The 18815-nt window shown below is 44.2% G+C and carries 19 protein-coding genes; 15 read left to right on the top strand and 4 right to left on the bottom strand.

Annotation, left to right across the window (positions count from 1 at the left end; all coding sequences use genetic code 11):
* The 3 genes from BMX02_RS05380 to BMX02_RS05370 form a co-directional block, all read right to left on the bottom strand.
* Nucleotides 1-473, bottom strand: a 473-nt coding sequence (locus tag BMX02_RS05380) for a DUF4430 domain-containing protein (RefSeq protein WP_177165251.1), incomplete at its 3' end; no start/stop codon positions are given.
* A gap of 289 nt (nucleotides 474-762) precedes the next feature.
* Nucleotides 763-954 (bottom strand): hypothetical protein, encoded by a 192-nt coding sequence (locus BMX02_RS05375; protein WP_091689651.1) that lies wholly within the window; start codon nucleotides 952-954, stop codon nucleotides 763-765.
* 20 nt (nucleotides 955-974) lie between these two features.
* Complete coding sequence (locus tag BMX02_RS05370; RefSeq protein ID WP_091689650.1) at nucleotides 975-1166, bottom strand: hypothetical protein; 192 nt, start codon at nucleotides 1164-1166, stop codon at nucleotides 975-977.
* Between the two features lie 537 nt (nucleotides 1167-1703).
* On the opposite strand from BMX02_RS05370, the gene hisS reads away from it, so the two are divergent.
* The 15 genes from hisS to BMX02_RS05295 all read left to right on the top strand — a co-directional run bounded on the left by hisS (nucleotide 1704) and on the right by BMX02_RS05295 (nucleotide 16830).
* A complete protein-coding gene (gene hisS / locus BMX02_RS05365; protein ID WP_091689649.1) occupies nucleotides 1704-2939 on the top strand; it encodes a histidine--tRNA ligase in 1236 nt (411 codons plus the stop codon).
* Between the two features lie 19 nt (nucleotides 2940-2958).
* Nucleotides 2959-3432: a hypothetical protein gene (locus tag BMX02_RS05360; protein WP_091689648.1), complete on the top strand. Its 474-nt coding sequence runs from the start codon at nucleotides 2959-2961 to the stop codon at nucleotides 3430-3432.
* 2 nt (nucleotides 3433-3434) lie between these two features.
* The gene (locus tag BMX02_RS05355) at nucleotides 3435-4043 is read left to right on the top strand and encodes a hypothetical protein (RefSeq protein WP_091689647.1); all 609 of its coding nucleotides are present in this window, start codon (nucleotides 3435-3437) and stop codon (nucleotides 4041-4043) included.
* Nucleotides 4030-4515, top strand: a complete 486-nt coding sequence (locus tag BMX02_RS05350) for a hypothetical protein (RefSeq protein WP_091689646.1) — start codon at nucleotides 4030-4032, stop codon at nucleotides 4513-4515. Before BMX02_RS05355 ends, BMX02_RS05350 begins: the two co-directional genes overlap by 14 nt.
* Before the next feature lie 12 nt (nucleotides 4516-4527).
* Nucleotides 4528-5694 (top strand): DUF7284 family protein, encoded by a 1167-nt coding sequence (locus BMX02_RS05345; protein ID WP_091689645.1) that lies wholly within the window; start codon nucleotides 4528-4530, stop codon nucleotides 5692-5694.
* 158 nt (nucleotides 5695-5852) lie between these two features.
* Entirely contained in the window at nucleotides 5853-6311 is a 459-nt protein-coding gene (locus tag BMX02_RS05340) for a 30S ribosomal protein S15 (RefSeq protein WP_091689644.1), read from the top strand.
* A gap of 177 nt (nucleotides 6312-6488) precedes the next feature.
* On the top strand, nucleotides 6489-7706 hold the full coding sequence (gene glmU, locus BMX02_RS05335) for a bifunctional sugar-1-phosphate nucleotidylyltransferase/acetyltransferase (protein ID WP_091689643.1): 1218 nt from the start codon (nucleotides 6489-6491) through the stop codon (nucleotides 7704-7706).
* Nucleotides 7707-7719: 13 nt separating this feature from the next.
* The gene (glmS, locus tag BMX02_RS05330) at nucleotides 7720-9564 is read left to right on the top strand and encodes a glutamine--fructose-6-phosphate transaminase (isomerizing) (protein WP_091689642.1); all 1845 of its coding nucleotides are present in this window, start codon (nucleotides 7720-7722) and stop codon (nucleotides 9562-9564) included.
* Between the two features lie 17 nt (nucleotides 9565-9581).
* Nucleotides 9582-10883 (top strand): phosphoglucosamine mutase, encoded by a 1302-nt coding sequence (glmM, locus tag BMX02_RS05325; protein ID WP_091689641.1) that lies wholly within the window; start codon nucleotides 9582-9584, stop codon nucleotides 10881-10883.
* Nucleotides 10880-12070 (top strand): bifunctional sugar-1-phosphate nucleotidylyltransferase/acetyltransferase, encoded by a 1191-nt coding sequence (gene glmU, locus BMX02_RS05320; protein WP_091689640.1) that lies wholly within the window; start codon nucleotides 10880-10882, stop codon nucleotides 12068-12070. Before glmM ends, glmU (BMX02_RS05320) begins: the two co-directional genes overlap by 4 nt.
* A gap of 37 nt (nucleotides 12071-12107) precedes the next feature.
* Nucleotides 12108-13421 carry a RecJ family nuclease gene (locus BMX02_RS05315; protein ID WP_091689639.1) on the top strand — a complete coding sequence of 438 codons (1314 nt, stop codon included), beginning with the start codon at nucleotides 12108-12110 and terminating at the stop codon, nucleotides 13419-13421.
* 9 nt (nucleotides 13422-13430) lie between these two features.
* Nucleotides 13431-13676 (top strand): KEOPS complex subunit Pcc1, encoded by a 246-nt coding sequence (locus tag BMX02_RS05310; protein WP_091689638.1) that lies wholly within the window; start codon nucleotides 13431-13433, stop codon nucleotides 13674-13676.
* Nucleotides 13660-14214 (top strand): uracil-DNA glycosylase, encoded by a 555-nt coding sequence (locus BMX02_RS05305; protein WP_244624852.1) that lies wholly within the window; start codon nucleotides 13660-13662, stop codon nucleotides 14212-14214. Before BMX02_RS05310 ends, BMX02_RS05305 begins: the two co-directional genes overlap by 17 nt.
* A 242-nt stretch (nucleotides 14215-14456) precedes the next feature.
* The gene (locus BMX02_RS05300; protein WP_091689637.1) at nucleotides 14457-15965 is read left to right on the top strand and encodes a serine--tRNA ligase; all 1509 of its coding nucleotides are present in this window, start codon (nucleotides 14457-14459) and stop codon (nucleotides 15963-15965) included.
* 169 nt (nucleotides 15966-16134) lie between these two features.
* On the top strand, nucleotides 16135-16830 hold the full coding sequence (locus tag BMX02_RS05295) for a 30S ribosomal protein S3ae (RefSeq protein WP_091689636.1): 696 nt from the start codon (nucleotides 16135-16137) through the stop codon (nucleotides 16828-16830).
* Nucleotides 16831-17087: 257 nt separating this feature from the next.
* Here BMX02_RS05295 and BMX02_RS05290 read toward each other — a convergent pair whose 3' ends face one another.
* The gene (locus BMX02_RS05290; RefSeq protein WP_091689635.1) at nucleotides 17088-18797 is read right to left on the bottom strand and encodes a glutamate--tRNA ligase; all 1710 of its coding nucleotides are present in this window, start codon (nucleotides 18795-18797) and stop codon (nucleotides 17088-17090) included.
* Nucleotides 18798-18815: the final 18 nt, after the last annotated feature.

The raw sequence follows: 18815 nt of genomic DNA, 5'->3' as shown, positions 1-18815 counted from the left end.
GGTTTAAGAGTAATGTTCAGGACATATGTTGCTTCACCGAGGATAGGTTCAAATGTCGTACTGTTCGTTGGACAGAACCAGAAACTAACAACATCCCCGTTCTTCAGCGTGTTTTTGCTAAGTCCTTCAGAAGCTGGCACATCATTGATCAAGATCGACCATGATTTAGAGGAAGGACCCCATGGTTCATTGTTAGTTCCATTAATGCCATTGATCCAGAACGAACCGAATGAGGCATACCATTCATCTGATATGTTTATGCTAAAACCGGCACTTTGATTCGCAGCCACAAGAGCTCCAAGATCGGTGAAATTATTGATCTCATAGCTTGCAGACTGGTTGTTGGCAGGCACAAAATCAAATGTACCGGATGGTAGCTCAACCTCGCCATCCCAGATGACAGATGGTGCGGCTCCCACCATTGATGGCATTACCATTATCGTACCCAAAACAATAATACATATAACCCACATATTTTTCCCCATAGTGATACCTCTTACTCTTTCGCTTTAAATTAGAAACCCTTAATAAACATGGAATTTAATGGTATATAAGGCTCTGTTTTTAGATTATATATGTTATTATTATAGAATGTATACAAAATTATATGTTGAAAGTGTGCTGATCAAAATATAAACTATACAACAAATTGAAAAATACAAAAGTATTCAATGAGTAAAAGTATTTTCATTACTTTAACGTAGGAATCATTGATATTGAAAAAAAGGTAGTGGGTGCAAAATATTGCAATCCACTATTTTATTATGCTTTAAGAGCTACCAGTGAAAGCCCCAGTTTCTTTTCAAGGTCCTTTACTTCTTTAGCAGCGTCTTCATTTAAGTCTGCATACTTGATCCCAACATCTGAAAAAGCAATTAAGGTTATACCTAATTTGCTTTCTAGATCAGCGATAGCTTTCAGATTTCCGGTGTCTATTTTTGAAAAACTCCACATTTTAAAACCCCACAATTTTATTATGCTTTAACAGCTAGCAGTGAAAGTCCCAGTTTCTTTTCCAGATCCTTTACTTCTTTAGCAGCGTCTTCTTTTAAGTCTGCATACTTGATCCCATCATCTGAGAAGGCAATTAAGGTTATACCTAATTTGCTTTCTAAATCAGTGATAGCTTTCAGATTTCCGGTTTCTATTTTTGAAAAACTCCACATTTTAAAACCCCACTAGAGTATACATTCGATTAATTTATATATGTTTTGCCTGAAAAGCTCATAAATATAATAAATATATGATATATAAGTTGGCAAATATTAATACTCAAAATGGATGCCTGTGTAAGATGAGCTTCATCCACCGACCTGAAGAAAATAGTCCTGCATACCCGTGATTTCATGATGGGCGTTTTCAGGAAAGAAACATCCGGACCTCTCCGACAGAAGCAAAATTTAAAAAACACATCCTGCAATATTCATAATGTGCAGGAATATTTTTGAAAATTTCATGCGGTGTAAATTAGATTATTGATGATAAAATTTATCTATATACATGCTATACCAAACCGAAAGATGATGTGAAAAAACAAGCTGTTTAAACTGGTATTTCTTACGAGTTTTGCACCAAAAATACATCATTCCTTACTATAGACCAGCCAAATACCCACAGGCCCTACATACTATAATGAGTAAAATGGCATAAAACGTAGTACCGGAAATTATTATAATAATCCGCATCAGCAGGATTCGATCAAAATGAAAGTCAGCAAACCAAGAGGAACAAGGGACTTCCTTCCAGAAGAGACCGCTCGCAGGAGAAATGTAGAGAACATCATGAGGCAGGTAGTGACAAAATGGGGATACAAAGAGGTCATTACACCCACATTCGAGCATCTGGAACTCTTCACCCTCAAATCCGGAGAAGGCGTGGTAGGCGAACTTTACAATTTCAGTGACAAAGGCAACAGGGACATGACATTGCGCCCTGAACTCACGGCACCTGTAATGAGAATGTACGTCAACGAGATGCAGGCAATGTCCAGGCCTCTTAAATTGTTCTATTTCGAGAACTGTTTCAGGTATGAAAGACCACAAAAAGGGCGCTTCAGGGAATTCTGGCAGTTTGGTGTAGAGGTCATAGGCAGCAACCGCGCAGATGCAGATGCAGAGATCATTGCCCTTGCAACGAACATGATAGAAGCAGCAGGAATCAAAGGCGATCTGCACGTTGGTCACTTGGGAATTATCCGCCACATCCTCAAGGATACAGAAGACGAACAAAAGAGCAAGATCATGCGCCTTGTTGACAAAAAGGACGATGAAGGACTGGACAACTACTTCGAAGAGATCAATGCACCTGCTGAACTCAGGAGAAACCTTCTTGAGCTCATCTGTCTCAGCGGTTCAGATGCTATCGCAAAAGCAAGAGAGATCCTGGGCGACATCGAAGAGATCGACAAGTTCGAAGAACTTCTAACCTTGCTTGACGCATATGAGATCGACTACAACGTCGACCTTAGTATTGCCAGAGGACTGGACTACTACACCGGAATGGTGTTCGAGATATACGCAGAAGGTCTTGGTGCACAGAACCAGATCTGTGGTGGCGGCTCCTACCAGCTCATATCCCTCTTTGGCGGAGGAGATGTACCTTCCACCGGATTCGGAGTTGGGTTCGATCGCATAATGGAGATATGTGAGATACAGCCTCCAAAGGAAAACAAAGTAGTGATTGTCGCAACTGATGATACCCGCACTGATGCAATAAAGGTAGCAACAAAGATGCGCAATGAACTCACCGTTTACATAGACATCATGAAACGCAACTTCAAAACACAACTATCCCATGCCAACAATATTGAAGCAGACTATGCGGTCATCGTAGGCAAAAAAGAGATAGAATCGGGTAAATTGACCGTAAAGAACATGCAAAGCGGAGAGCAGCTGCAACTGGCAATTGAAGAAGCCATACAGCTGATAAAGAGCAACTAATGCCATAACACCTCATATTATGCATTCACTTCTCAAAAATGAAAGGGCAGCCGATTCACTGCCCTTAAGGTTCACCATTGCATCCCTTCTGATATTGCTCATAATGGGACTTTTTTTCACTGCGATCTCCGATCTAAAGGGAAATACAGACGAAAATATGGCCATAATCGAAATTGATAAACTCGTTTCAAACTCAGAGCAGATATCCGTACGCGGAGAAGGAAGCATCATCCATCTGGAGATCGACATCCCGGAAAAAGTGAAAGTACATATGGGAGAACTACCCAACGAAGATAACTTATGGCCTTCAAACTCCAAAAACTACTACATCCATATCGATGAACGTCAGACCATATACGAATCAATGTCCGCGTTTTCGAACGAAAACATGACCGGAGCATATACAATAACCCCCGGTCACCACGAACTGAAACTTGAAACCGAAAGAGACCCCATTACAGGAATGCTCTTCGTAAAGATATCTGAAAAATAAAAATGAAAAACGAAATACTGCCCCATGCGATCCAGGATATGTTCAGGGACCGATCCGGCTGGATCGAGTTCACACTATCAAAAGCTGCATTGATGATAACAAGCATAATCCTACTTGCCGCATTCTACCAGATCGGAGCCGATTTCAGCGATATCCAAATGCAAAGACAACTGGATTCCGAAGCCATCGGCCTGAAAACATCAATTGATGACATCGGCAGCATCTCACCCGACAGCATCAGACAAAATTCCACATATTCATTCAATTCCGAGTATCCAGTTGATGCATTCATTTCCGGCGAATACATACGATTTGAAACGACTCATCGTGAGCAGACGATCCACTCGGTCAAACCCCTCACATTCAGGACAATTCCACTTAATGAAACTGAAATGCGAACATTCCTTTCAAACAATTTCAATGGACAGCCCGGCACGTTCGAACATCCTTTGATCACGGATACACCCACAGCCCTTGAAGTAATCTCAATTGTTGGCAGCCAGGAAGTAATGTTAAATACAGGAAAAATAGTCCATATTGAAAAAACATCCATTTACCTGAAAAACGATTCAGAGGTCAATAGACTTGAAGTTGTACTTGTTCATCAATGACGAGCAAGCGATCCTTGAACCTCACAATGACATCCTTGCCACAGCACTGGTAGTCATTGGATTTGTGGTCTTTGCTGCAGTCATGTCAAAAGCCTACCTCATCTACGATGAGCAGAGCCATTCCATAGAGAACTACGAAGAAGCATCCCGCATAGCTGAAAGCATTGCCAGTTGGGATGAACTACAGGGAACACGCCCCGACATAATATCCGCAGAGATACTTGAAGGAATTTCAGACCCGGTCTCAGACAGAGATACACATGCGCTTTTCTTTGCACGATTCTCCGCTAACAATGAGTTCTCAGTAGAGATCCATACCGATGACGGAAAACATCATTGGTCGATCCATAAAAACAAAACTGCAGCAAGCGGAAATGTAATAGCCGCATCCATTCCAGTTATTATAGAGATAAATCCTGCACAATACACATCCGGAACACTTACTGTTCGCCTCTGGAAAAGATACATATAAAGAAGGAAAATTATGCCAAAAACGAAACTCATAGAGGACCAGCGCGCATTCTCTTCAACAGCAGATGCCCTATTTTTCCTTGTGCTTATCTCTATTGCAACAGTCATCCTTATGCCATCCATAATGGCAGAAAGGCAATACGATGCAGCAGCATACACAGCAACACAGGACTTTGACAAACATCTCCTAAGTTCATTGCTCAACTCAAATGTGGACGATTTTGAATATGAGATCACACCTCTTGCGATCACAGGAATAACAATTCCTGAAAATGCCCTCATTAACGACCCAATCAATACAATGTTCGGAAGACAGCAGCACCACCGTACCTTCGCAGATATGATCGCAGAGGATATGGTACTGACACTTGCAATGAATGGCAATGGAACTACCCGTTACATCAATCCAATTGCACAGGAGCATAAAGAAAAGACATCTGATGCAATTGCGTCATATCTTGATACAAGGATCGGAGGAAGGTATGATTATCATCTTCAAGCAAATTGGGAACCGGTAGAAGATTATCCACTAAAAAACTCCATATCAGTTGGAATAACGCCTCCATACGATGCAATCCGCCAGAGTTCACGGATAACACTACCATTAAACACCAGAACATCCAGAGATGAACTTTTTGTAAACATAAACGACAGCATGCTTGAAGAACTTCATAACTCATCTAACACGACAAAGTTCTCCGCATATCATGAAGCGTTCAACAACACCATCGAAGAGGCATCAACATCCACTGCCGAACTCATCACAGACATTGTATTCCCCTCAGACTACCTTAGAAGCCTGATAAGGCAGGATATAACACAAAGCACAGAAACCGTATTCATCAGCAACCCACATGATGACAAAGAGGATCCTGAAATGCTGATAGCAGAATACATACTGAATTACAGCATGAAAACCATCTACGGAAGCAGTTCCATGCCTGCAGAACTAAACAACAGCATAATATCCATTATTGAAAAGGAGATCATTGAACGCAACCAGCAGAACATTGCAACACACCTCCACAACGACATCGATCAGAAGATCAACGAAACTGTCTCACAAATGGTAAACTCCACGAACATCAGTACGACAAAAGAACTAAGAGATGTCCAGGTGGATGAGATATACAGGAAAGTTAACAATGGATATGTGGATATCACGCTTTCTATCTGGTAATAGGAACATAAGCTTTATATTAAATGTCAGGTGTATTTAGGTCACTTCGCCAAAGTAACGATTCAAGTTATTGTTCCCAACGTTCCCTTAACTTGAGCATAAACTCAAAACATAAATATTCACTAAACAATCAAATTATAATCATCAGGAGGAATGCTATGGCAAAAATGCATACTCGTACAAAAGGTAAATCCGGATCAACAAGACCAATCAGGACAGAAGCTCCAGCATGGTCCACAGCAACCGCTGAAGAGATCACAACTGTGATCCTCGACATGTGGAAACTTGGAAACTCCACAAGCGTCATTGGAATGCACCTCAGGGACAATTATGGTGTGCCTGATGTCAAACTCGCAACAGGAAAGAAGATCACTGACATCCTGAAAGAGAACGATGAAGCTCCAAACGTACCGGAAGACCTGTACAACCTTATTGTAAAAGCTATCGGAATGCGCAAGCACCTTATTCCTAACCACAAGGATGTACACAACAAGAGATCACTGCACTCAACCGAGGCCAAGATCAGAAGGCTCGTTAAATACTACCAGTCCACAAAGGTACTCCCTGCAGACTGGAAGTACAAGCCAGAAACTGCAGAAATGTTGATCACAAGATAAGCGGCCAGCCCGCTTATCAATTCTTTGATGTTCGGTCCTGCTGAGCATCAAAATATCTTTTTTTGATTCATTTCCTATTTTTGTAGGTCGGCCTATAATCCCAAATTCAGTAGCTAATAGCTTCCAATATCATTTTAAAAGGCAAGATATAAATTCTTAGAATGACCACTAGAAGCTATGAAAGCTGTTATCCTGGCTGCAGGGGAAGGCATCAGATGCAGGCCCCTTACATCCATCCGATCAAAGGTCATGCTTCCTGTTGCAAATAAACCGATACTTGAACATGTTATCGATTCACTTGCAAAGAACGGCATAAAGAACCTAATACTTGTTGTGGGTTACGAACGAGAACGTATAATGAACTACTTCGAAGACGGTATCGATTTTGGAGTCAATATCAAGTACGTTCACCAGAAAGCACAGCTTGGCACAGCTCATGCCATCAAACAGGCGGCAGACCTGATGGAAGAAGATGACCGGGAATTCATGGTACTCAATGGGGACAACGTTATTGAACCACAAACGATCAGGGATCTTATAGACAAGCATACCGGTGACGCAACGATACTGACCATAAAAAAGGAACATATCCGTGGATATGGGGTTGTTATTGCAAGCGGAAAAAAAGTAACAAAGATCATAGAGAAACCAACAACTGAACTCAGCCACATCATCAACACAGGCATATACGTGTTCAACCAAGAGATCTTCGAAAGAATAGAACACACCCAAATATCCCCACTGGGAGAATATGCGATCACCGATACCATCCAACAGATGATAGAAGATGGCATGGATGTAGATCATGTTCTTACAAATTCATTGTGGAGAGATGCAGTCTTTGCATGGGACCTGCTGAAGGATAATTCAATGGTCCTTGACCGATCAGAAGACTACAATATAAAAGGAACCGTTGAAGATGGGGCAATTATCCATGGCAAGGTCAGTATTGGCAACAACACACTGATAAGATCAGGATGTTACATTGTAGGACCTGCAATGATAGGCGACAATTGTGAAATTGCACCCAACGTCGTGATCCTTCCATCCACAACTATTGGTAACAACGTTTCAGTCGGCTCCTTCACACAAGTCCAGAACAGCATAATTATGAACAACACCAGGATCAGTTCACATGGATCTATCTCAAATTCGATCATCGGGCTGAACAATTCCATTGGACCTTACTTTGTTGCTGAAGACAGGGAAAATGTCAGGATCGAGATGGAAGATGAACTTCATACTGCTGAAAAACTGGGAGCAATCACTGGCGACGATATTACGATCGGCCACCGGGTTCTCGTAAAAGCAGGGTCCATGATATATCATAACTGTCGGATCGAATCCGGAAAGACTATCGCTCAAATATTGCCTGAAAATTCCATTGTTGTTTAAAGGGGGGAGCAATATGTGTGGAATCATAGGATATGTAGGCAACCGTGAGGCAGCGCCTATACTAATAGATTGCTTAAAAAAGCTCGAATACAGGGGATATGACTCAGCCGGAATCACAATACTCAATGGAAATATAGACACATACAAGACCGTCGGGAAAATAAGGGAACTGGAAAAGATCCTCCCGGAGGATCTCAAAGGGAATATAGGGATCGGACACACACGATGGGCCACACATGGGGTCCCAAGCACTGTAAATTCCCACCCACATAACTCCGGAGATATATCCATAGTACATAATGGTATTATCGAGAACTACCTTGCTATCAAAGAGAAACTGCAGCAGGAAGGTTATGACTTTTTATCAGAAACAGATACAGAGGTCATCGCCCACCTTTTGCATTCAAAATTATATGGAAGCGTTAACAACACAGAGAAGACTTGTGACTTCTTCACGGCACTTCGCAGTACACTCCAGGAAGTTGAAGGATCCTATGCAGTCACTGCCGTATGTAGCAGTGAACCCGACCTGATGATCGCGGCCAGAAAGGACAGTCCCTTGATCATCGGCATCGGTGACGGAGAATACTATGCGGCATCTGATGTTACTGCTTTCCTCAATCACACAAAAGATGTCGTTTTTGTAGATGACCTTGATCTTGTTACCATCAGACCGGAAGGAGTGGAATTCTTTGATATCGATGGCAATGTCCTTGAAAAAGAAAAGACCACTATTGAATGGGACATTGAAGCTGCAGAAAAAGCAGGATATGAACATTTCATGCTTAAAGAGATACATGAGCAAGCCAGATCTGTGAATGATACATTCTCAGGCAAGCTATCCGAACTGGATGGTTCCGTGAATCTTGAAGAGCTAAACATCTCCAATGACGAAATCAGGAATATTGACAGGATCGAGATCATTGCCTGCGGGACATCTTTGAATGCAGGGCTTGTAGGTAAATACCTTTTTGAGAATCTTGCAGGGATACACACAGACGTAGATATCGGATCTGAGTTCAGGTATAGCAATCCCATAATGAATGAGAACGTCCTTTCAATTGCGATCACCCAGTCAGGTGAAACAGCAGACACCCTGGCTGCGATCAGAAGCTGCAGATCATATGGCTGCAATTCGATCGCCATTACCAATGTCGTTGGCAGCAGCATTACAAGAGATGCGAACAATGTTCTTTATACACATGCGGGGCCCGAGATAGGTGTAGCTGCAACAAAGACCTTTACAGCACAGCTCATCATGCTCTACCTCCTTGCGATCCGATTTGCAAGAGCTAAGGGGACGCTTAATGTAAATGAGGCAAAGGATCTGCTTGTGAACCTGAAGCGCATCCCGGGACAGATACAGAAAATATTGAACCACAAGGATACGATCCGCGAATGTGCGGAGATGTTCGCAAAAGAGAGAGATTATTTCTTTATTGGAAGACACCTTAATTATCCTATTGCACTTGAAGGTGCTTTGAAGCTTAAAGAAATATCATACATACATGCAGAAGGTTTTGCAGGTGGCGAACTTAAACATGGACCTCTTGCGCTTATCGAGGACGGAACACCTGTCGTTGCCATTGCCACAAAGGGGCATGTGTATGAGAAGATCCTGAGCAATATCAAGGAAATAAAGGCAAGAGAAGCAAAGGTCATAGCTGTGGCCAATGTGGATGATACTGAGATAGAGAAGTACGTGGACTGGGTATTGCGCATACCTGCAACAGATGAACTGCTCTCACCAGTACTATCATCCGTGCTTTTACAGCTGCTTGCTTATTATACAGCCCTTGCAAGAGGATGTTCCATAGACAAACCGAAGAACCTTGCAAAGAGCGTTACTGTGGAATGAAAATACGGAGTTATCAAATGAAATTATTCGGATCATCCGGTATCAGAGGTATTACTAACAAGGATGTAACTGTAGATCTTGCGTTGAAGGTCGGACTTGCCCTTGGGAAGACAAAAGGAACTGCAGTTATCGGACGTGACCCGCGCGTTGCAGGCGAAATGATCGAACATGCCGTTATATCAGGCCTCCTTTCATCCGGTTGCGACGTCGTACGCATCGGAATGGTAAGCACTCCGACACTTGCCTATGCTTCCAGGGATTATGACTGTGGAGTAATGATAACCGCATCCCACAATCCTGCAGAATATGTGGGAATAAAATTATGGAATCCTGATGGAATGGCATTTGATTCATCTCAGCAGGAAGAGATCGAAGAGATCATCGAGAAAGAAACGTTCGAGCCTGTCAGATGGGACAGGATCGGAAATTTGACCGAAGACAGCAATGCTATCAGAAAACACATAGAGATGATCGTGAAAAATGTTGAACGATCATCAAAGCGTGTGATCATTGACTGTGGATGCGGTGCGGGCAGCACTATCACCCCTTACGTCCTGCGGGAGCTAGGATGTGAGGTCATAACGTTGAACTCACAACCTGACGGACACTTCCCTGCACGAAATCCTGAACCAAACGATGCAAATCTGACGTTACTCAAAAAAGCAATGAAAGAATTCGGAGCAGACATTGGTATTGCTCAGGACGGGGATGCAGACAGGATGATGACTGTGGACGAAAACGGGGAATTCATCACCGGGGACGAAATGCTTGCAATGTTTGCCAGACATGAATGCAAAAGCGATGCCAAACTTGTAGTTCCGGTGGATACATCAATGATGATAGATGATGCACTCCCGGATTCAACGGTTGTCCGCACAAGGGTAGGAGATGTCTATGTTGCTGAAGAGATCAAGAGATCAGAAGCGGATTTCGGAGGAGAGCCATCAGGAAGCTGGATATTCCCTGCGATATCATATTGCCCTGACGGGATCTATGCGGCTGCAAAGGTGATGGAACTTATTCAGGAAAAAAAGCTTTCAGAGCTAAAGGGTGACCTTCCACACTATCCAACGCGCCGCGGAACGGTCAAGTGTGACAATGAAAAGAAGGATACTGCCATGGGATTAGTATGTTCTGAGCTCGGCTCTTCCGGAGAGATCACGGATATTGACGGAGTACGCGTGGAAATGGAAGAAGGATGGGTGCTTGTAAGACCATCCGGAACAGAACCCAAGATACGCATCACCGCAGAGGCAAGAGAGGGCGTGGACAAGCTATACGACATGGTGGAGAATGTTGTCAAAAGAGGTGTGGCATGAAAGCTGTAGTACTTGCAGCCGGAGAAGGTACCCGGATGCGGCCATTGACATCAGCAATTCCAAAGGTCATGCTTCCGATAGCCAACAAACCGATGCTTGAACATATAGTTGATGCAGCGATAGAAGCAGGCATTGAAGGATTCGTTTTCATCACAGGTTACCACGAGGAAAGTATCAGGGAATACTTTGGTGACGGGGAGAAGCGAGGTGTTACTATTGACTACGTTCACCAGAAAGAACAACTTGGTACAGCCAATGCCATTGGCTGTGCAAAAGAGTATGTCAAAGGCGAGTTTATCGTACTCAACGGGGATGTTCTTGTCAGTTCATCGCACATCAGAAGGATGACCGAAAGAAAAGAGGATGCGGTCATTACGGTCAAACATGTGGAAAATCCTTCGGATTTCGGTGTCATCGAGACCAATGGGAACAAAGTTTCCAGAATAATAGAAAAACCCGAGAAACCACCAACAGATCTTGCTAATGCAGGAATATACCTTTTCAGAGAACCTATTTTTGAACTTATCGAAAATACCCCACTATCACCAAGAAAGGAATACGAGATCACGGATTCACTTCAGATGCTGATAGATAGCGATGCCAATGTTGGCTATGAGATCCTGGAAGAGGAATGGATCGACATAGGCAGACCATGGGACCTCCTTGATGCTAACACGGTTCTGTTAAACGAGATGGAGCCCGTGAGATCAGGCCTGGTCGAACCGAATGCCACCCTCATAGGTGATGTGAGCGTAGGAGAAGGAACCCTCATACGCAACGGCGCGTATATAATAGGACCTGTAGTGATAGGAAAAGATTGCGATATCGGACCTAATTGTTTCATACGCCCTTCAACAACTATCGGGAACAGAGTCCATATTGGAAATGCCGTTGAAGTTAAGAACAGTATCATCATGGATGATACAAAGATCGGACACCTGACCTATATGGGGGATAGTATTATAGGACGAAAGTGCAATTTCGGTGCCGGAACAAAAGTTGCTAACCTGAGACATGATGGTAAGAACATAAAGGTCAATATCAAGGGAAGGAGGACCGATTCCGGAAGAAGGAAGCTTGGTGTTATCATGGGCGACGATGTCCACACCGGGATCAACACCAGCATAAACGTGGGAACGGTCATGAAAAGTGGAAGCTTTACGAAACCCGGAGAGGTTGTCAAGTGATACGGAACCACTTTTACAGTAATACACGGTGATCTGATTGATAGAAATGCAGAATTTAATCGAACTTGCAAAACAGATAGCTGCTATCATTGAAGAGTACGAACATGCACGTGTCATCTCCCATAATGATGCCGACGGCATATCTTCAGCTGCGATCATCTGCCAGGCACTGCTCAGGAAAGGGATACCATACCATCTGACGATCATTGGCCGCCTGGACGAAAGCGTGGCAGAGATGGTCAATGAAACTACTTCTGATGATGATATTGTGATATTCTGCGATATGGGTAGCGGGCAGTCCGAGATAATCGAAAAGGTCGAACAGGATGTGATCGTGATAGATCACCACAAGCCAGTCGGAGATTCGCCTGCCAAAGCAATGATAAATCCACACATGGTAGGAATTGACGGAGCAGTACACCTGTGTGCGGCCACCACAACATACCTTGTTGCAAAGGGTCTGGATGAGGAAAATATTGACCTTGCAGGACTTGCTATCGCAGGTGCTGTTGGAGATAAACAGCTGTTCGAGACAGCAAATAAGGTCATACTGGATGAAGCTGTTGAAGCCGGGATCGTTTCTGTCAAAAAGGGATTGAAAGTAGGCAGTGGCGATGTCGCGGATATATTGGAGAACACACCGGAACCATACCTTGACCTTACAGGTGAACGTGAGAAAATCGATCAGTTCCTGGAAATGCTTGACATACACGGCAACATCGATTCACTTGATACGGAACAACTCCAGAAGCTCACTTCCACAATTGCATTGAAACTTACGAAAACCGCCAGCCCTGAAGCTATTGAAGCTGCTATCGGTGATGTATACATCCTGAACAGGGAGGTTGTCAAGAATGCCTACGATCTTGTAGCCATCATGAACACCTGCGGTAAACAGAAAGTTCCCGGACTTGCCATTGCGCTTTGCATGAAGGACGAGTCCGCGCTGGAAGAAGCACAGGATATCACTCTTAAAAGCCAGAAGGCCATCATCGCCGACATTAAGAAGGCAGAAGAGCTGTTGCAAAAGGGTAAGAACATCTACTACCTGAGCGGTAAGGAACTTGAATCCACAGGAATGGTAGCAAGTACAATTATAAGGTACGTACATCCGGATATGCCTTTCATTGCCATTAACGAGGTCGAAGGTATTATCAAGATCTCCGGAAGAGGAACCAGGGAACTGGTCGATAAAGGACTTGACCTGGCTTATGCAATGCGAACTGCTGCATCATCTGTTGGTGGAGATGGTGGAGGACACAGTGTAGCTTCCGGTGCATCCATACCACTCGGAAGAACAGAGGAATTTATTGCACTTGTCGATGAAATTATCGGGGAACAGTTGAACTGATGTGAAATTATGAAGATATCCACGAAGATCGAGTTCAACAGCCCGGATACACCTGATATTGCGAGGAAAGTTGCACTTTCACTAAAACCTGACAATCTCACCAACATGGAAACAATGATAGGAGAAGAGAAGGCATCCATAACCATCAGAACAGAGAAGATCTCTTCCATGATCGCAACTGTGGATGATCTGCTTATGAACGCAAAGATAGCTGAGGATGTCATAAAGGAGGTGGAGGATGAAAATGACCTCTGAATGGAAAACACTTGAGGATGTTGAAAAGCATATCTTCGAATGTACGGCATGCCCGCTTTCTGATACTGTTATCAATAAAGTCGTCCGCAAGGGATCGGACAGACCTAAAGTACTATTTATCGGAGAAGCCCCGGGGAAGAACGAGGATGAGACCGGAGTGCCTTTTTGCGGACGTGCAGGAAAGATACTGGATGACCTTATCGACTATGCCGGGCTTGAGGATAGTGATTGGGCAGTTATCAATACCATCAAATGCAGGCCGCCAAAGAACCGCAATCCGAACAAGAAAGAGCTTGAAGCCTGCAAACCATTCCTGAACAGGCAGATAGAGCTGCTTGATCCAAAATTGATAATTCTCCTTGGAAATACTGCTGAAAAAGCCTTCCTTAATGGACATAAGATGGAATGGGGATCTGTTGAGGAATTTCAAGGACGAAATGTGCTTAAGATCTTCCACCCGGCAGCATTGATCTATACAAGGTCCCGAACAGACGACCAGCACCAATTCATTGATGAGAACAGGCATTTGTTCTCATGAGTTGAACAAAGTTATCTTATACAAAGGCGAAATTTTTGCCTCCAACATTTTTCGGGTCAATCAGCCCTTCAAAATAACCTAATTGTAATTACAAACTGTTTTTTGTTGGAAAAATTATTAAATCTGGAGCCTATTTCATAACTGTTTGCTTTAGCAATAAATACAATTAATTCAATCATGACCATAAATGGAACTTAAGAGCCTGCTGACACAATTACGGCCAGTTTCAAGAGGAATAACGTATGGAACTTAAATTCAACCTGAAAGGAGCATTCAAAACCAGCGCCGACCCGACCGACGCAAAAGATATTATTGCCCAGTATATCAATGAGGCAAATGAGACCATCCTTACAAAAGGAGCACCGGAAGGCCAGGGTGCAAGGATCACAGAATGGAATATTGTTGATAACAGTGTCGAGGTCTCGATAGAATCAGGAAGGTTCGTCAGGGCACATGACGCAATTATCCGCCTCAGGAAACCCCTTGCCGGAAAGCTTGGGAAAGAGTTCCACATAGGCATTCGTGGCATTGATGTGAAAGAGTTTACCATTGAAATGCCTACAGAAGAGAAACTTGAGAACATAAAGATCCCACACGTGAGCAACATCAGAAATGTGGAAGGTGGCATCGTTCTTGAGCTTGAGGTAGGTGAATCCGAGCTTGAGAACCGTATTCCTGACAGGATACTGACCCTCATGGAAGAAAAGGTCAGGGCTAAGGATTACGGCGGCAAGGCAGAACACTGGCAGGTCATATGGGAAAGTGAAAAGAAGGAATACACGTTCTTTGGCGACCCTACACAGGAAATGATGAAAGAAGGATGGATCAAGCGCGGAGCAAGCCGTGGACAGTGGATACATGGCCCACAATCAACAAGGATGTTCAGGACATTCGAAAGGATAGTTCTCGAAGAGCTCCTTGGTCCTCTGGGATACAGGGAAATGATCTTCCCGAAGCTTGTCCCATGGGAGGTCTGGCAGAAATCCGGACATGCAAAGGGCGTATATCCTGAGATCTACTACGTCTGCCCTCCAAAGACAAGGGACCCTGAGTTCTGGGAAGAGGTCTCTGATCATTACAAGGTCACACATGAGGTGCCCACTGCACTTATCAAAGAGAAGATCGGTGATCCGATCGGCGGCCTGTGCTATGCACAATGTCCTCCTTTCTGGATGTACCTGCAGGGAGAAACAATACCTACCGAGGACTTCCCAATAAAAGTATTCGACAGGTCCGGTACATCACACCGCTATGAGAGCGGCGGCATTCATGGAATGGAACGTGTGGATGAGTTCCACCGTGTAGAGATCGTATGGCTTGGTACAAAGGAACAGGTTGTGGCAACTGCAAAGGAACTGCATGAAAAGTACATGCACATCTTTAATGAGATCCTTGACCTTGAATGGAGAAAGGCATGGGTCACCCCATGGTTCATGGCACAGGAAGGTCTTACAGGCCTTTCAGAGCAAGGTGAAGCAGGTACCACGGACTATGAAGCACCACTGCCTTACAGAGGCGAGGACGGTGAGTGGCTTGAGTTCCAGAATGTCAGTATCAACGGTAACAAGTACCCGTCAGGATTCAATGTGAAATCACAGTCTGGCGAAGAACTATGGTCAGGCTGTTCAGGTGTGGGACTTGAGCGCTGGGCATCAGCATTCTTTGCACAGAAGGGACTTGATCCCGAAAACTGGCCGGAGGAGTTCAGGAAGAGAGTCGGTGAAATGCCAAAGGGAATTAATTTCCTCTGATATTCCTTTTTATCGTACCGATTTCTTTATATATGGACGTGTACAGTATTGACCCGCTATTAATAACCATTCACACGGGAATTATAACGGTCAGAATCACGAACATCAAAATCTAATTCGATCAATGTATTGATCAAAAACAACTATCACAATAATAAGGAGGAATTGCTTGGCAAAAAAGAGAGTACAAAGGAAGCTGGATAAGTGGAAATCAAAAGAGTGGTATAACATCGTGGCACCAAAGTTCATAGGTAGCAACAAAATCGGTGTAACCCCAACAGACGAACCAGAGAAACTGCTCGGTCGTATTGTGGAAACCACCGTTGGTGAACTTACCAATGATTTCTCAAAGCACAACATCAAACTCAAACTTGAGATCGATAACGTAACCGGTGATGTGGCAAACACAAGATTCATCGGCCACGAGATCACAACCGATTACCTGCGTTCCATCGTAAAGCGCCAGACTTCCAGAATTGATGCAAATCTTAATGTCACGACAAAGGATGGTTACAAGATCAGGGTCAAACCTATCTGCTTTACAGTCAAGAGAGCAAGGACAAGCCAGATCAAAGGTCTCAGGGACGTCATGACCGAAACAGTAGCAAAACGCGCATCCGAACTCGACTTCGAGCAGTTCGTAGAAGAAGCTATTGTTGGTAAGCTTTCCGCAAACATCTACAGAAAATCAAAATCCATCTACCCACTGAGAAGGGTAGAGATTAGGAAGACCGAAGTTCAGGTCGTTCCACCACACGCAGTAGCAGTAGCAACTCCGGAAGTTGTAGAAGCTCCAGAAGTCGTAGAGGCTCCAGAAGTTGTAGAAGCTCCAGAAGTCGTAGAGACACCTACAGCAGAGGAATAATTCTTTAAATCATAATGGTGACCCATCGGTCACCGTTAACATCTTTTTTTAACAATATTCATTTTCAATTAGCTTTAGCTAAGATTGCAAACGTATGTGCAATGCAGGAATATCCATTTGTCTCAAGATGAAGCAAGTGACTCCAATCATCAATTTGAGAACACACTTTCAGCTAACCAGCTCATACTGCTAAAATAAAAAGAGAAATGGCTGGTAAAACCAGCCTTATAGGAATATCCAGATCCCGAATTGAAACTTCACTTATGGGTGAAGTATGCAACAACACCATCATCCACTGAATCGATCCTGCAGAAGCCGAACCTTTCGAACTGGACAACGTTGTTAAGCTCTTCAACCACCTGTTTCTCACCAACACCTGTGAACTCACCATGTGGTGCCAGCACTTTTATGGAGACGTTATCTTCAGGTGCCCAATGGATTATGCGCATCTTCCTGCTTTTGACATCTTCCATGGAGTTTCCAATGCAACGACCTTTCAGCGGACTAACAGAGGTAACCTCAATATTATAGAGATCTTTCAAACGCAGGACATCGCCTTCTTTGACAGACCCTACATCATCATTGCAGACAAATGCCTTTGATCCGACATTGATGCTACGCCTTCCCCTCTCTTCGGTAGGATGCAATGAAGGTTCCACAACACAGGCTTCCGCATTTTCGATCTCAAGTTCAACAGGATCCCATACGAAGAAATACCTGTTAGCAATAGGATCAACGATCTTCCTGTTCTCTGCGTATAGAGTGTCCATACTGATGCTGACGTCGGTTTCACCCACACCCATCTCGATCATGAATTTACGAATAGCTTCAGGCCTGATACCACGCCTTCGGAGTGCACGCAATGTTGGAAGTCTTGGATCATCCCACCCGGAATACTCCCCTTCTTCTATTGCCTGTCGGAGTCCGCTTGTACTGAACTTGCCGAACTCGTGCATCTTGATGCGGCCCCAGTGAGTTGTCTTCGGGTAGTCCCAGCCGAGATAATTATAGATATATCCCTGGCGCTTCTCACTGTCCATCAGGTCCTTGCCCCTGATAATGTGGGTCATCCCAAGCTCATGGTCCTCAATAGCACCTTCAAAGTCAAGCAATGGCCAGACCACATATTTGTCGCCGACCTCAGGGCGTGGGTGCGGGGTCTTGACGATCCTGAAAGCACCATAATCACGAAGAGCAGGGTCCTTGTGCTTGATATCGGTCTTTATCCTGACCACTGCAGCCTTTTCCTCATAATCGCCTGCAAGCATCTTATCCCAGTGTTCAAGGTTCACCACAGGGCTCTGCCCACGGTGAGGGCAGGGTTCCTTGGCATCCTTGAACTTCTTGAAGTCGCCGCCTTCACAGAAGCAAACATAGGCATGGCCCATCTCAATGAGCTTTCTTGCATAATCGTAATAGACCTCCATATGATCTGACGCAATGACCACCTTGTCCGGTTTTGCATCAAGCCATGTGCAGTCCTCGATGTACCAGTCATATGCCTCAAGCATCGGGCGCTTGGTCTGCGGGTCTGTGTCATCGAAACGGATGATGAACTTGCCACCATACCTCCTGACATATTCAGAATTTACCACGATACCACGTGTACTTCCAAGTGTAGGCGGACCATTGGGGTTTGGTGCAAAACGCATGACAACGGTCTCACCCTCTGCAACGTCAAGAGGCTTGAGCCCTTTATCAGGCACTTTTTTCGTGTTAAGCTCCTCGATAAGCTCAGGTGCTATTGCCTCCAGCCGGGACTGCCAAGCTTCAGGACTCTCTTTTGAGACCTCATCCAGGATCTGCTGGATCATAGGACCAACATCCTTTGCAAGAGGACGCAGGTGAGGACACGAACCCATAACACGTCCCATAACAGCTCCAAGCTGAGGGGTCTTTCCATATTTTACAGCGTTTTGAAGCGCAAATTTTTCTATAGTAATCTTATCTTCATCAGTCAGGGTCATCTAAATTCCCTCGCAGGG

Origin of the sequence: Methanococcoides vulcani (assembly GCF_900111645.1) — an archaeon.
Taxonomy (GTDB): domain Archaea; phylum Halobacteriota; class Methanosarcinia; order Methanosarcinales; family Methanosarcinaceae; genus Methanococcoides; species Methanococcoides vulcani.
This window is presented reverse-complemented; position numbering and strand designations above follow the sequence as displayed.